The 13,452-nt window shown below is 59.4% G+C and carries 14 protein-coding genes; 4 read left to right on the top strand and 10 right to left on the bottom strand.

The features are described 5' to 3' along the window. Window positions 1-130: 130 nt before the first annotated feature. From xni to queF, 5 genes are all read right to left on the bottom strand, one after another. Window positions 131-931 (bottom strand): flap endonuclease Xni, encoded by an 801-nt coding sequence (gene xni, locus ACSMDR_RS15185; RefSeq protein WP_436468786.1) that lies wholly within the window; start codon window positions 929-931, stop codon window positions 131-133. Between the two features lie 143 nt (window positions 932-1,074). Beyond that, a complete protein-coding gene (gene ppnN / locus ACSMDR_RS15190; RefSeq protein ID WP_005893365.1) occupies window positions 1,075-2,430 on the bottom strand; it encodes a nucleotide 5'-monophosphate nucleosidase PpnN in 1,356 nt (451 codons plus the stop codon). Window positions 2,431-2,669: 239 nt separating this feature from the next. Next, window positions 2,670-4,295 carry a GGDEF domain-containing protein gene (locus tag ACSMDR_RS15195; protein WP_436468787.1) on the bottom strand — a complete coding sequence of 542 codons (1,626 nt, stop codon included), beginning with the start codon at window positions 4,293-4,295 and terminating at the stop codon, window positions 2,670-2,672. Between the two features lie 92 nt (window positions 4,296-4,387). Then, the gene (locus tag ACSMDR_RS15200; protein ID WP_436468788.1) at window positions 4,388-6,655 is read right to left on the bottom strand and encodes a hypothetical protein; all 2,268 of its coding nucleotides are present in this window, start codon (window positions 6,653-6,655) and stop codon (window positions 4,388-4,390) included. 63 nt (window positions 6,656-6,718) lie between these two features. Continuing rightward, window positions 6,719-7,561 carry an NADPH-dependent 7-cyano-7-deazaguanine reductase QueF gene (gene queF, locus ACSMDR_RS15205; RefSeq protein ID WP_436468789.1) on the bottom strand — a complete coding sequence of 281 codons (843 nt, stop codon included), beginning with the start codon at window positions 7,559-7,561 and terminating at the stop codon, window positions 6,719-6,721. A gap of 50 nt (window positions 7,562-7,611) precedes the next feature. Between queF and syd the strand changes: the two genes are divergently transcribed. Next, window positions 7,612-8,160: a SecY-interacting protein gene (gene syd / locus ACSMDR_RS15210; RefSeq protein ID WP_436468790.1), complete on the top strand. Its 549-nt coding sequence runs from the start codon at window positions 7,612-7,614 to the stop codon at window positions 8,158-8,160. Window positions 8,161-8,256: 96 nt separating this feature from the next. Here the strand turns inward: syd and ACSMDR_RS15215 are convergent, their stop codons facing one another. The 5 genes from ACSMDR_RS15215 to ACSMDR_RS15235 all read right to left on the bottom strand — a co-directional run bounded on the left by ACSMDR_RS15215 (window position 8,257) and on the right by ACSMDR_RS15235 (window position 11,196). Beyond that, complete coding sequence (locus ACSMDR_RS15215) at window positions 8,257-9,030, bottom strand: Zn-ribbon-containing protein (protein ID WP_436468791.1); 774 nt, start codon at window positions 9,028-9,030, stop codon at window positions 8,257-8,259. Window positions 9,031-9,049: 19 nt separating this feature from the next. Further along, on the bottom strand, window positions 9,050-9,370 hold the full coding sequence (locus ACSMDR_RS15220; RefSeq protein ID WP_436468792.1) for a hypothetical protein: 321 nt from the start codon (window positions 9,368-9,370) through the stop codon (window positions 9,050-9,052). Between the two features lie 106 nt (window positions 9,371-9,476). Then, window positions 9,477-9,707, bottom strand: coding sequence for a DUF2789 domain-containing protein (locus ACSMDR_RS15225; RefSeq protein WP_005892004.1), 231 nt, complete (start codon window positions 9,705-9,707; stop codon window positions 9,477-9,479). A gap of 135 nt (window positions 9,708-9,842) precedes the next feature. Next, the gene (locus tag ACSMDR_RS15230) at window positions 9,843-10,145 is read right to left on the bottom strand and encodes a DUF3301 domain-containing protein (protein WP_436468793.1); all 303 of its coding nucleotides are present in this window, start codon (window positions 10,143-10,145) and stop codon (window positions 9,843-9,845) included. Between the two features lie 22 nt (window positions 10,146-10,167). After that, a complete protein-coding gene (locus tag ACSMDR_RS15235; protein ID WP_436469333.1) occupies window positions 10,168-11,196 on the bottom strand; it encodes a DUF3549 family protein in 1,029 nt (342 codons plus the stop codon). A 254-nt stretch (window positions 11,197-11,450) separates the two neighbouring features. On the opposite strand from ACSMDR_RS15235, the gene ACSMDR_RS15240 reads away from it, so the two are divergent. The 3 genes from ACSMDR_RS15240 (at window position 11,451) to ACSMDR_RS15250 (ending at window position 13,186) form a co-directional block, all read left to right on the top strand. Continuing rightward, entirely contained in the window at window positions 11,451-11,786 is a 336-nt protein-coding gene (locus ACSMDR_RS15240) for a YqcC family protein (protein WP_040318812.1), read from the top strand. Between the two features lie 56 nt (window positions 11,787-11,842). Then, a complete protein-coding gene (gene truC, locus ACSMDR_RS15245) occupies window positions 11,843-12,640 on the top strand; it encodes a tRNA pseudouridine(65) synthase TruC (RefSeq protein WP_436468794.1) in 798 nt (265 codons plus the stop codon). Between the two features lie 105 nt (window positions 12,641-12,745). Further along, on the top strand, window positions 12,746-13,186 hold the full coding sequence (locus tag ACSMDR_RS15250; RefSeq protein ID WP_005892021.1) for a flavodoxin: 441 nt from the start codon (window positions 12,746-12,748) through the stop codon (window positions 13,184-13,186). The last annotated feature ends 266 nt before the right edge of the window (window positions 13,187-13,452 follow it).

A 13,452-nucleotide genomic window follows, 5' to 3' on the forward strand; every position in this document is an offset into this window, starting at 1 on the left:
GGGAACGAGGAGGGGGAGGATTCGGCGGTTTTTATATCATTTTCACCCAATTGCCACCATGTTTCTTTACATTCTAGCGGTTTTCATCAACAGCGAAGGTGAGCCCGATCATGCTTGCGCCTATTTGTACTCAGCGGGCGCAATAGCGGATCTCCTGCAGATTGAAGCCCAGCGGGATATCCAGGCGCAGGCGAACCAGCGTCTGGGCGAGCCTGGCCTCTTCGGCCTGGGCCAGCACTTTCTGCAAGGGTTTGCCCGCGTCCTCGGTGGCGACCGCTAGCATCTGTTCCAGGCTGCCATAGTGCTGCAGTAGCTGGGTTGCCCCCTTGGGGCCTATGCCCGCCACCCCCTTGATATTAGAGCCGCCGACTCCGGTCAATGCCCAGAAGTCCACCAGCTGCGCCGGCGCAACGCCGTACTGCTGCTGGACGAAAGCGGCATCGAGCCAGCGCTTGTTGAAGTAGTCACGGATCTGGATCTGCGGGCAGATGAGCTGACAGAACCCCTTGTCGGTGGAGATGATGGTGGCCCTGTGACCGTGGCGGGCGATGCCGCAGGCCAGGGTTGCTATCAAATCATCGGCCTCGTCGGTTTCGGAGAGCAGGGCGTCGATACCGCACTCCCAGAAGGCATCCTGCAGGCTGGCAAGCCCTGCCCTGAGCTCTGTGGGCATGGGAGTGCGTCCCTCCTTGTAAGCGGGGTAGCGCGCCTTGCGCCAGCCTGGCACCTCACCATCGAGCTCACTATCAAATACGGCGATGACATGGGTCGGCTCGCTGGCTGCCAGCAGTTTGCGGCTGGTGTTGATGAGGTTGGCCCGGGTGGCGATCAGTGCCTGTTCCGGGCTCAGGGATTGCTGGGCCTGCACCGCATGGAGGCGGCGGATGAGATTAAGTGCGTCGATGATCAGCAGATGGGATTTAGGCGGCATAGCGGTTGCGCTTTCTCGAATGGCCAGATCCTCGGGGCCCGGCGGTGGTGACATGGCGCTGACGCGCTCGAGTTACCATTGTAACAAGGGAGGGGCGCCATTGCGCCCCTCCCTTTACTCTGTCTGCCTCGAGCCGCGAGCTATCAACGCACTATCTCGTAGCAGGGCACGTACTGGCTTCCCGGCAGCTTCATGCGCTGTTGCTTGACGAAGCTCTCCAGCAGGGTATCCATCCGCTGCATCAGCTCCTTGTCGCCGTGCAGCTTGAAGGGACCATGTTGCTCGATGGCTCGCAGTCCCGCTTCCTTGACGTTACCCGCCACTATGCCCGAGAAGGCGCGGCGCAGGTGCGCAGCCAGCTGCTGCGGTGCCTGGTTGCGATGTAAGTCCAGTGCCGCCATGTTGGCGTGGTTGGGTTCGAACGGTAGCTGGAACTCGGGCTCTATCTTGAGGGACCAGTTGAAGGAGTAAGCATCGCCCACCGATTTGCGGTATTCACGGATCCGCGGCATGGCTTCTTTCATGGCGCGGGCTACCTCGGTGGCATCGCCCACTATGATGCGATAGAGGCTGGTCGCAGGCTCGCCCAGGGTCGCCTTGATGAAGTCGTCGATGGCGCGGAAATAGTCGGCACTCTCCTTGGGCCCGGTCAGTATGATGGGGATGGGTTGGCGCTCGTTGGCCGGGTGCATCATGATGCCGAGCAGGTAGAGCAGCTCCTCTGCGGTGCCGACTCCGCCCGGGAAGATGATGATGCCATGACCCAGGCGCACGAAGGCCTCGAGTCGTTTCTCTATGTCCGGCAGGATCACCAGTTCGTTGACAATCGGGTTGGGGGGTTCGGCGGCAATGATGGAGGGTTCGGTCAGGCCGATATAGCGGCCTGACCGAACGCGCTGCTTGGCGTGACCCACGGCGGCCCCCTTCATCGGGCCCTCCATGGCACCAGGGCCGCAGCCGGTACAGATGTTGAGTTCACGCAGGCCAAGCTCGCTGCCCACCTCGCGGGTGTACTGGTATTCGATTTCGTTGATGGAGTGGCCGCCCCAGCACACCACCAGGTTGGGGTCGGCACCAGGCAGGATCGCCTTGGCGTTGCGTAACATGGAGAACACCAGATTGGAGATGTGGCTCGGGCTGGCCAAGTCGACCAGGCGGTTGGCATCGATCTGGTTGGAGACATAGAGAATATCGCGCAGCACAGAGAAGAGGTGCTCCTGAATGCCGCGGATGATTTCGCCATCGACGAAGGCGTGCTCGGGGGCATTGAACAGCTCGAGCTTGACCCCGCGCTCGCGCCGGATCACGTGAATATCGAAGGACTTGAAGCGCTCCAGTATCTCTTTGGAGCTGTCGGTGTGGCTACCGGAGTTCAGAACCGCCAGCGAGCAGTTGCGATACAGTTGATAGATATCGCTGGAGGCCGTCTGCTTGAGTCTGTCTACCTCAAGCTGGGACAGCAGGTCCATGCTGCCCACGGGATTGATGTGTGTGATCATGATCTTCCCCTTCTCGCTCAATTGTTATCGTTGTCTCTTTCCCTGGGGATCGAGGGGATGCCTTTGGGCATCCCTCTCGCCTGATAGTAGAGCCAACTCAAGGGGGAGGGGAATAGGGGGCCGTGCGAGTGTTGCTTTTTTGAACGTTCAAGCAGGCCGAACCAGGCCTTGGCGGGACAATGCTGGGCCCAGAGCCAACAGCGCCATGCCAGGCTCTGTCAGGTGGCCACTGAGCCAGATTAGCCGAGGTCGGTATTGACCCTGTCTCTGCCGCCATGCTTGGATCCGTAAAGCGCCTTGTCGGCCCGTTCGAAGGCATCCGAGGGTTGGTCACCCTCCTTGAACAGGGTGGCGCCGATGGAGATGGTGATCTCGACCCTGGCATCGCGAAACCTGAACGGGATGCTCTTTATCGCCTTGCGCAGATTCTCGAGGGGCGTCTCGAACTTGTCCGGATTGACGTTGGGCAGCAGCACCACGAACTCCTCACCGCCGAAACGGGCGATGAAGTCGGTGTCGCGCAGGGATTTCTGCAACGCCTTGGCAACGACCTTCAACGCCTTGTCGCCGGCCATATGGCCGTAGTTGTCGTTGATGTTCTTGAAGTGATCTATGTCGATGATGGCCAGGCACAGGGGGGTGCGGTAGCGCAGCCAGCGCTTGTATTCTAGCTCTAGCCGTTCGTCCAGCGCCGCCCTGTTATGAACCTGGGTCAGGCTGTCGAGGAACAACTTGTGCTTTTGGATGGTGAGCCGCTTCTTGTACTCTGCCGTCTCCTCCTTCATCAGTCGCAGCTTGGCCTCCATGGTGGAGAGGCGCGTGATGAGGTGCAGTTCGCGGGCGGTCATGGTCTCCCGCTCCCGCAGCAACAGGCCGATGGTGGCCATGTGTTCGCTGATGGCATCCTTGAGCGCTTCGGAGGAGTGGTGGCGAGTCAGGGTGTCATCGATAGCCTGGACTTCGTTATCCAGGGCCACACGGCTGGTCTGGCTCGCCTGCTGCAAGGCCCGTCCCTCATCCAGCGACTCGGTGAAGTTGAAATGGACCGAGGAGAGGCTCTCATTGAGGGCTGTCAGGAAGGCCCGGGAGCTTTTACGCTCTTCACGGGTGCCCTCTATGATGAGTTGGATCACCTGCAGGCAGGATTCGGCCAGCAGATTGTGATCCATCCCCATCAGCAGCTGACGGCGGATTTCCGCCAGGCTCTCACCCACAGCACCGGCAAAGTCGAGCTCGGTAATGAGGCGCTGCAGTTCATCGGCGATACGGCTATAGACCTTGCCATCCAGACAGGCAGATGCCTCCTCAGCCCCGGTCGTCTCCTTGCTCGCGGATGCCTGGCTATGGCCAGCACTGTCGAGGGGGGGGAGGTTAGCGGGTAACAGCTGGATTTTGATGGCCTGCTGATAGAACTCCAGCAATTGCGTGACCCGGCGCTGATGATCGCTGAGGCCATAACCATTGGGAGCGGCCAGAAATGCCTTGAGGGACTTTCGGGTCTCTTCCGGAAAACCCTTGAGGGATTTGAGCTGTCTGGAGCCGAGTTCGATGGCGCCTGCGGTCAGGCTGATCGACTCCTCAAGGGCCGTGCTGTGCTGTTGCAGCAGCTTCTCGATGGCGGCGAGATCCTGATCCAGAGCGATCAGGGCAGGTTGGCCATCGAGCTTCTGTTTGAGTTTGGCGAGCTTGCTGTCGAGTTCGCGATCATGGCCACGGCAAGCCTGCATCAGTTTGGCGATAAACTGGATGCTGCGGCTGCGCTCGGCCTGGGAGCAGAGCACTGTCTCGTCGAGTTCAAACTGTTTGTGCTGAAGGGACTCTCTGAGTCTGGCCAATTGTCCCGCAACGGCAGTGATGTCATTCATTCTTCAGGCTGCCCTGTTTGTTATTATCCATGGAGGTGGGGTAGCCCTCTGCGGGCGAGGTCGACTCGGATCTCCAGCGATTCGCTATCTTGTCATTGATCATCTGTACCCTTCGTCCGTGACAGGCCAAGCCAGTTGATCCACTGTTTGTCGTGAGAAGAGTTTACTTTTACCAACCCCTTGTCAATCGCCATCAGGCAGCATTGCCACACATCACCGTTAAAAAATGCGGCTTGCTGGCAGTCGATCGCGGCCAATTCCAACCAAGCGCTCTGATTGGCTCTCTCACCTAACTGGATTGCCCCCGCCAGGGCCAGGTAGCAGACATCGAACAGACCGAGATGATCGAGGGCGGTGGCCGCCTTGGGCAGGAATGGATGACTGACGATGCCGAGGCTGATGCGCCGATCGAGTGGCTGCTCGCAGGGGAAGGCGGCAAGCTGCTCGAGCAGTTGACGGGCCAGCTGATGCAAGTTCGCCACATGGCGCTGGGGGACCACATAGAGCAAGTGCCCTTCGCGCAGGTCATAGATACGGCCATCGGGGGGCGTCAACTTGGCGACGTAGTCACCGAATGAGGTCTCAATCTTCCGTGCTAGCTGATAACCGTGCCGTTCCAGATTGTTGGCCAGGAAGGGCACCTTGAAGAGCAGGTAGTGCAACTTGTCATCGAACTCCCCCTCGGTCAGTTCATTCAGATACCAGCGTTCCGATTGCTGCTGGCGCTTGGCCATCTCTTTGGGCCAGCGATTCATCAGGCGCTGCCAGTTGGCCAGACCGCTACGGGGCTCCATCAGGGTGGCTTCGCCCAGGAAGCGCGCCTGTTGGCGGGCACTCTTGAGTCGCAACCAGAGGGTGAAGAAGAGGTAGATGAAGAAGGCCAGCAGCAGGCCTGTGATGACGCTCGACCAGAGGTAGCGCTCCTGCTGATGACGACTGTGTTCCAGGCTCAGCTCCAGCGACTTGATCTGCTGCTCACGCTCGACCTGGGTGTAGTTGTCGCGAATGGCCTCCTGCTCCAACGCGACCTGCTGCTGATTGATCTGCTCGCTCAGCAGGTGGAAGCGCTTGTAACTCTCCAGAGCCTGCTGCAGATACCCCTTCTGCTCATAAGCGAGAGAGAGCAGGCGGTAGATCTCGAACTGGCGACCGGTGTCACGGATCTGGCTGGCAAGGTCCAGGGCATTCTCCAATTGCAAGATGGCGATGGCCGCCTCTTTTTGCTTGAGATGCAGTTCACCGAGCAGCAGCAGGGTGTCGATGAGGGGCTTCTTGTCATCCTCTGCCCGGTGTGCCTGGCGCGCCGCGCTCAGATAGCTGCGCGCCAGGGGCAGGTTGCCACTTTGCAGATAGGTTTTGCCTATTTCGTACTTGAGCTGGGCGACCTGAATGCGCTGGTTGCCTTCGTCGAGCAGGTCCAGGGCATTGAAGAAATAGACCAGGGCCATGTTCATGTCGCCCTGGGTGCGGTTCAGGCGCGCCAGTACGGTGAGAGCCTGGCTGAGCAGCACGGGATTGCCAAGGGCGTGGAAGTAGTTGGCCGCCTCGTTGGCGTACTGCAATGCCTTCTGGGGCTCCTGCTCTTCCTGATAGAGATCCACTATCTGGTTGGCGAGCAGACCGAGAAACAGAGGGTCGGCCAGGGGGCGAGCCTGCTGCTGGGCCGAAATATAGTCGCCAAGCGCGAGCTGGGGTTGTCTGAGGGCATGATAGAGATCGCCGCTGACCGCATCGACCCAGGCCTGAGCCTTGCTATCGTCGATGGTGCGTGCCCATTGCCGCGCTTCATTGAGCCATTGCTTGGCCTCGTCGAACCGGTGTGCTTCGATAAGGTCGGTGATGAGCAGCAGCCGGCTATAGACCTGGAGCGGACTGTTCTTGAGAGCGGTTTCGCCGAGCAGCTGATCGAGTTGGGCGCGCAGGGGGGCATAATCGTGGCCACTGTCGAGCAGCTCCTTGTTGCGCAGCATCAGATAGAGGGTTTGGGCTTGCAGCTCGGGCTGCTTCTCCTTGTTCGCCAGGGCGAGGGCCTGTTGAAGCTCCTGATCCGCCATGTTGTGTTGAGCGAGCTGGATCAGGCACTCGCCCTTGAGCAGGTGGGCGCCGGTCGCCTGGGCGATGGTACCGAAGCTGAGAATGGGTTCGCGGTAGCCGTAATCTTGGCGATTATTGATGATTTGCTTGGGGTTATTGGCGGTGCGGACCAGGAAGGCTGAGGTGATCTCTACGCATCTGGCCGGATCGCTCAACACCAGGGTCTGAGCCTGTTGCAGATCGATAGACAATTGATCCTTGGTCAGATCCACATTGGGAGCCGACAGGGAGGACATCATCATTGCCAGAAAAAACAGTTGATTCATTAGATTAAGGGCCGCACGGGAGTGAGGGCATGTTATCCAAGCCCCCCCCCGTGAGTCCAGAGTTTACTGACGGATCAGGCGAAGGTTCTCACTTGGTTCTTCCCAGTCACTGCGGAACGGGTTGATATCCAGGCCGCCACGGCGGGTATAACGGGCATAGACGGTGAGTTTCTCCGGGGCACAATGGTGTTTGAGGTCGGTGAAAATTCGCTCGATGCACTGCTCGTGGAACTCGTTGTGCTGGCGAAACGAGATGAGGTAGCGCAGCAACTTCTCCCGGTCCAGGCGTGGGCCCCGGTAGTGGATGACCACCGAGCCCCAGTCCGGTTGGCTGGTGACCAGGCAGTTGGACTTGAGCAGGTGACTGTGCAGGGTCTCCTCTACCTCATCTTGGCCGGCGGCCCCGGCGAGCAGATCGGCATCGAACTCATAGTTGTCGACCTCGATATCTAGCTCATCGATGCACTCTCCTGGCAAGTCAACTATCTGGTGTGGTGCCTGCCCCAGGGGATAGAGGGTCACGGCTACCTCGGCACCAGCACAGGCGCTCAGGTCTTTGGCCAGCAGCTCACGTACCGCCGCCAGGCTGGTGCAGCGGGTCTGGTTAAAGGAGTTGAGATAGAGTTTGAACGACTTGGACTCGATCAGATTCAAACTGGTGGCGGGCACGCTGATCTCACCCAGTGCCACCACAGGTTTTCCCTTGTCGTTGAGCCAGGAGAGTTCGTACAGGGTCCAGATGTCGGCGCCTTGGAATGGCAGGGGGTCCTGCAGGGCCAGATCGTCCCGGTTCAGACTGCGGGGCACGGGTTGCAGCAAGGAGGGACTGTATTGGCTGATGTAGGCGGACTGCTGGCCCAGGCTCAGCCCCTGCAGGGCGTTGGCGTATCTGTCTTGTTTGCTCATGGGATTGATGGTGCAATAGCGAATGTTGTCGCTAATTGTGAGGAATTTCGATGTCGGATCAAGTCTTGTCTGCCCTGACGCATTTTTTTTCGCGCTGGCAACGTGAGGGTGAGGCGAGACGGGGTCTGCCCTTGTGTCGGTGGGAGGCGGATTGGCGCTCTCCTTGCGAGCTGAGTGAACCCAATGGCGGCTTGGTCGCCTGGCGCCCCCACGCTCGCCCTGATGCTGCCGATTTCACCGCTCTGGAAGGCGCCTTGGAGCTGGAGCTGCACCCGAGCGCCAAGCTGTGGTTTGGTCACTGGTTCAGCCGTCCACTGCCTTGTCTGTTCAAAGGGTTAAGGCTTGAGCTGATCCTGCCTTGGAATGAACAGGATCTCGATCTGCTGCGCGAGAATCTGATAGGTCACCTGCTGATGCTGCGCAAACTCAAGCGCTCACCATCGCTCTTTATCGCCACGACCCGCAATGAGATGACGCTTATCTCCCTGGATAACGAGACGGGGCAAGTGTGGCTGGAGTGGTTGGACAGCGGTCGTCGTCTGGTGCTGGCCCCCTCTTTACCGCACTTTCTGGCCAGGTTGGCAACCTTGCCGGATTAGCGTCTTCAAACCGACTGAAATGACAAGGGCGCCCGATAAGGGCGCCCTTGTCATTTCAGAGAGGATAAGGGTTGCCATGCCCGGGGCCGCCACGCATTAGTCCTTGAAGTCCCAGGAGATATTGGAGATCAGCCGGCAAGGCTTGCACTGGAAGTCGAAGATCTCGTGCAGGGGGGCCGGCAAGGCCCAGTCACCCCCACAGCCCGGGCAGGCGCGCGCGCGCTCTTCTGCGGCACTCAGACCGCCGACGCGGTAGAGATAGTAATAGACGGGGATGCCGGTCATCGTCTCGAGCCGCTTGCACAAGTCAGCGCCACGTCGTGCCAGACGGCTGCCAGGTTCGCCAATTTCGTGCAAGGCCGCATGCTCGGCAATGGATCCGTTCATCTGCAACTGGTCACAAGCCTCCCAATCTTCCTGCCACTTGATGATCTGTTTCTGATCGCCATTGGCGATGGTGGGTAGCCGGTAGAGGGGCACAGGGGCGAAGTGATCACCGCAGCGCAGCGGTGAGCAGCTGTGCAGGAAGCTGGTGTAGAGCAGTAACCAGCTCGGCCGCTCACAAGGGTCTGTGCCATCCGAGAGCAGATCGGCTCCCAGCAGTTGCAGCTTGGGGGCGAGCAGACCGGCCTGGTGCAAACCTTGTTCGGCCAGGCTGACCTGTTCACTCTGGTTATCCGGGTGCAGGCTGTCTTGCTCGGGACAGACCACCCGGCTGACGAAGTGGCCTTGTTGCATGCTGGTGGGAAACTCCCGGCCCAGGATCTGACCCTGATAACGCAGCATGTCCAGGTAGTTGACGATGGCGCGCTCGGCTTCGCCGAGGGAGGTATCGCGGTAGCATTCGAAAGTCAGTTCGAGAATATACATGGGTGGAGCTGGGCCTGGTTTAGCGGGGGTGGGTCATGAGGGTCAGCAGGCGATCCAGTTTCTGCTCGAGCCTGTCCAGCTGGGCCGCGAGGCTCTGCACGCTGGGCTCATGGATCAGGGGGGCCTGGTCGGACTGGGGCGTGCCATCCATGTCATGGGGTGACTGCATCGGCTCGTCTTTCGTGTCTTTGAGTTGCGACTGCTTCCACTGACTGAGGCTCTTTAGCAACTCGGCCATGGGCACGGCCTGGCTCAGGCGTGCCTTGACCATGGCGGTGGTGGGGGTGATGCCACGGGCTTTGAGCTCGCTGGCTATTTGGTGGATCTCGGCGGATGACATTGATCTTCCTCTGGTTCTCTCTCACGGGGCAGGCATGCCAAGGTCCCATCTTGGCGGCGTTGGGCAGCCAGAGACTACCCTGACTGCAGCTTGGCGAACAGGGGCCTCATTGGCGCAGCAGCACATCGAGTTGATCTATGGCTGCGCTCCAGACGGCGTCATCGCGCCACGACTCCCGCAAAAAACTGGCCTGGGCGGCGTTCCAGAACGGGGCATCGCTCAGTTCCAGGCCGTCGCGCAAAGAGTGGTTGTCAATGAAGCGGCTCAGACTGGCCGCGTCGTTGGCCAGACCCAGCTGGGCGAAGAGGGCAGGCATGTCATGTACCATGGGGTCCATTGTCTTTCTCCTTGAATAAACTCCTAGATTATAGACAGCCCGCTTCTCTTATTGGCTCTTGCGTACCCAGGGACAGTGTCTGGTGCCAGTCTCCGGCACTGGTAACAGACGCTTTCCCCTGGCAGGTCACGCATTTCATCCGCCGCCTGGCAGCCGGTGCGGGGGGATATCAATCCCGGCCACATTGAGCCCTTGCATGGTGAGGGTGCCAAGATAGTGGCTCTCGCCATCGCTGCTGAATTCAAACTCGTAGCAGGTGAGCAGACGCAATGGTCTGCGGGCAAGCCGCCTGTGGCTGCGAGCCACCGACAGAAGCTGCAACTCATGCTGCCTGCAGTAGCGCCTCAGGTATTGCCAGGCCAGCTCGGCCTGACGCCGCTGCTGCCAAAACGCGCTGGCCAGACAGACCAGCAGTATGATCCAGAGCATTTCTTCCATGGACAGGCTCCTTGATGTCGGGTCAGTTTGCGTTGAACAGGCGACCGATAGCGCGGCTCAGCGCCGGGCTGCGATCCGGGCTGCGCAGGGTGGCGAGCACCTGGGGACGCAGCAGTGGCAGGGTGACCAGCTCGGCGAAGACCTGATTGAAGAAGGGGGTCGGTTGCTGCGCCAACTGCTCCAAAAAGAGATCGAGCAGCGGACCGTGTTGCAGATCTGGCCAGAGCCGTCCGGCAATGGCGAGCAGCAGGCTGGGGCTGGGCTGGGTCTCCAGCAGGGTCAGCAACTTGTTGGTACGTGCCTGGTTAGCGGGGGTGGCGGCGAAGGCGCGGCACAGGTAGGCCAGGGTCTCGGGATCAGGAGAGGCGCACTCCTGCTCCTTGCCAAGGCGCTCGAGCAGGGCCCCTTGCAGCGCCGGTGGCAGGGCTGCACTCTCCAGACTCTGGCACAGGGCATGAAGCGGCTCATTGGGCAGGCGTGCCATGGCTTTGCACACCAGTGCCAGATTGCTCTCTTGCTGCAAGCGCTCGGCGAAGTCGGCAAAGCCCTGCAGGCCAAGTTGTTGCCAGCCATCCTGCCCAGGCGCAACCAGATAGTGGCACAGACCCTGATAATAACTGGAGGGTGCCTGTTCGAGCTGGCGTCCCAGTTTGGCATGCAGGCTGGCCATTTTGGCTTCGGCCGGGCGGAAGGTGTAAGGATTGTCTGCCAGTCGCTTGGCGGTGGCATCGTCCAGATCGCCGGTGAGTTTGTAGCCCAGCGTCTCGGCTACCAGATCCATGAAATGCTTGGGGCCGGCCGAGATGAGCAGGCCTCGCTCATCGAGGGCAAACTTGAGGAACCAGAGGTAATGTTTCTCCTCGGTCGCTTGAAAGAAATGCACCCCCAGCCAGGCGTGCTGCTGCAACGGCCAGGGGTAGGGAATGGCCTGCTGCTCGATGCGGACAAACTCGGCGCTGTCGAGGGGGCGAACCTGGCGACCCAGATCAAACAACTGGAATTGGGTCTCTGCCTGGGTCAGGAAGTCGGTCAGGGTATTGATGGTGGTCATGGCATGGGGTGGCTGATGAGTCATGGCCCCGATTATAAGGAGCCAGCTCCAGATAGCCAGCAGGGCGGAGATGGACTGGCAGCCGGGGACCTGGCGCAGCCCCTCTGCCTAAGCCTGGTGAGATTGTGTATAGTGGCGCCCCTTTCGATAGCCCGGGTTAACCGCGTTGCGCCTTGCATTCGCCGGGTTATCTATGACGACAAGTGGTGGCCGGCGCAACGAGCCCGGTTTGCAGAAATCGTGAGGAGTTGATGATGAACAAGTATCTGTTGGTGGCTGGCCTGCTGGGTGAGCTGAGCGCCGAGTTGCAGCGTTTGGATCGCTGGCAGCTTGATCATCCCGGTGAAGAGGCACTTGCCAGCACACTGCCATTTTGTGTCGATACCCTGAATTTCGACCAGTGGTTGCAGTTCGTGCTGATCCCGCGCATGGAACAGTTGGTGCTGCAACAGGCGCCATTGCCGAGCAGCGTCTCCATCTATCCCATGGCGAGTGAAAGCTATAAGGAAGAGCTGGCGGAGGTGACTGACTTGTTGCGGCTCATCGCCCGTTTCGATCTGCTGCTCTCTGGCAAAGTGGTGGAACAGTGAGCCATCTCAGCTCCCTTGCGGATGAGCTGAGGTCGGCTGGGCAAGAGGATGGCGCCATGCACGCTCCTTCGTCCCAGGACTCGCTGCCAGCGGATGAGCCGCAGATGGACGAACTGAAGCCGACTCTGCTCTATCAGGATGACTGGTTGGTGGCGGTCAATAAACCCTCAGGGCTGCTGGTGCACCGCAGCTGGCTCGACAAGGGCGAGACCCGCTTCGCCATGCAGATGACCCGGGATCTCATCGGTGGACGTCATGTCTACCCGGTGCATCGTCTCGACAGGCCCACGTCAGGTGTCCTGCTCTTTGCCCTGAACCCGGAGGTGGCGCGCAGCCTGACTGAGGCCTTTAGCGAGCGGCGGGTACACAAAGAGTATCTGGCGCTGGTACGTGGATGGGCCCCCGAGCAGGGAGTGATCGACTATCCGCTCAAAGAGCAGCTGGACAAGATTGCCGATGCCCTTGCCGCACGGGACAAACCCGCCCAGGAGGCGGTGACCAGCTTCAGGCGTCTGCACCAGGTCGAGTTGCCCCATACGGTTTCCACGCAGCATGCCACCAGTCGTTATAGCCTGGTGCGACTCTTCCCCCACACGGGGCGCAAGCACCAGCTTCGTCGTCATATGGAGCACCTTTTCCACCCCATGGTCGGTGATACCACCCATGGAGATGGTCGCCATAACCGGTTCTTCCGAGCACATTTTGGCTGCCAGCGCCTGTTGCTGGTGGCTCGTACCCTCAGTTTCGAGCATCCAGTGCTCAAGGTGCCCATGCGTATTCAGGCTCCCCTTGGTGACGAGTTGCTGACGCTGTTTGGCAAACTTGGCTGGCCAGCAAGCGAGAGCGACTACTGAGGTTTATCAGCTTAACACCAGTGAAATCAGTGTATTGATCTCTTGACCTGTCCCCGGGGTTTTTGCTGTGGCATGCTGGAACCATTCCCAAGTCGAGGAGGTGAAATGGCACAGATAGATATAGTGGTGGGTAGCGTCTACGGCGCCGCTTTCCTGGTCGCTGAGACCCTGATGGATGAATTGGCGGGCCAGGGCCATGAGTGCAGTCTGCATGAAGAGGCCCGTCTCGAGGACATCTCGCCGACGCGTTTCTTGTTGCTCGTTTCGGCAACCACCGGGCAGGGGGATGTCCCTCCCAATCTGGAAGCCTTCGCCGCCGACCTCAGGGAGCGGGCGCCCTATATGAAGGGACTCCATTACGCGTTGGTTGCCATGGGCGACAGCAGCTATGAACATTTCTGCGGTGCAGGCCGTCAGCTTGATACCTTGTTACTGGAATTGGGGGCTCAGGCCTTGCAGCCCAGGTTGGAAATTGATGCGACTGTGGTCGACGAACCTGAAGTGGTCGCGCTGGCCTGGCTAAGAGAGTGGCAGGGACAACTCTGATTAATTGCCTCATTAATGTACTCATGTCGTTATTTATAAGCGACAAAACGGGCCCTCAATATTGGGCCCGTTATTTTTTCTGAAATCCTTTCCTGCCGATGCATTATTTCGCACCCTCGCCTTGACGGATTAGAGTATCAACTCTGGATATAGGGAAGATAAAAGTTCGACTTATCGACAAGTCTTAAATTTAAAAGTTCCTCATTGAAAGCGATTTCAGTCATGTTTTTGTCATTGTTTTGCTGGTTTATCACTTGGTGTTCGAT

It is taken from the genome of Aeromonas molluscorum (assembly GCF_051376105.1).
In the GTDB taxonomy this organism is placed as follows: domain Bacteria; phylum Pseudomonadota; class Gammaproteobacteria; order Enterobacterales; family Aeromonadaceae; genus Aeromonas; species Aeromonas molluscorum.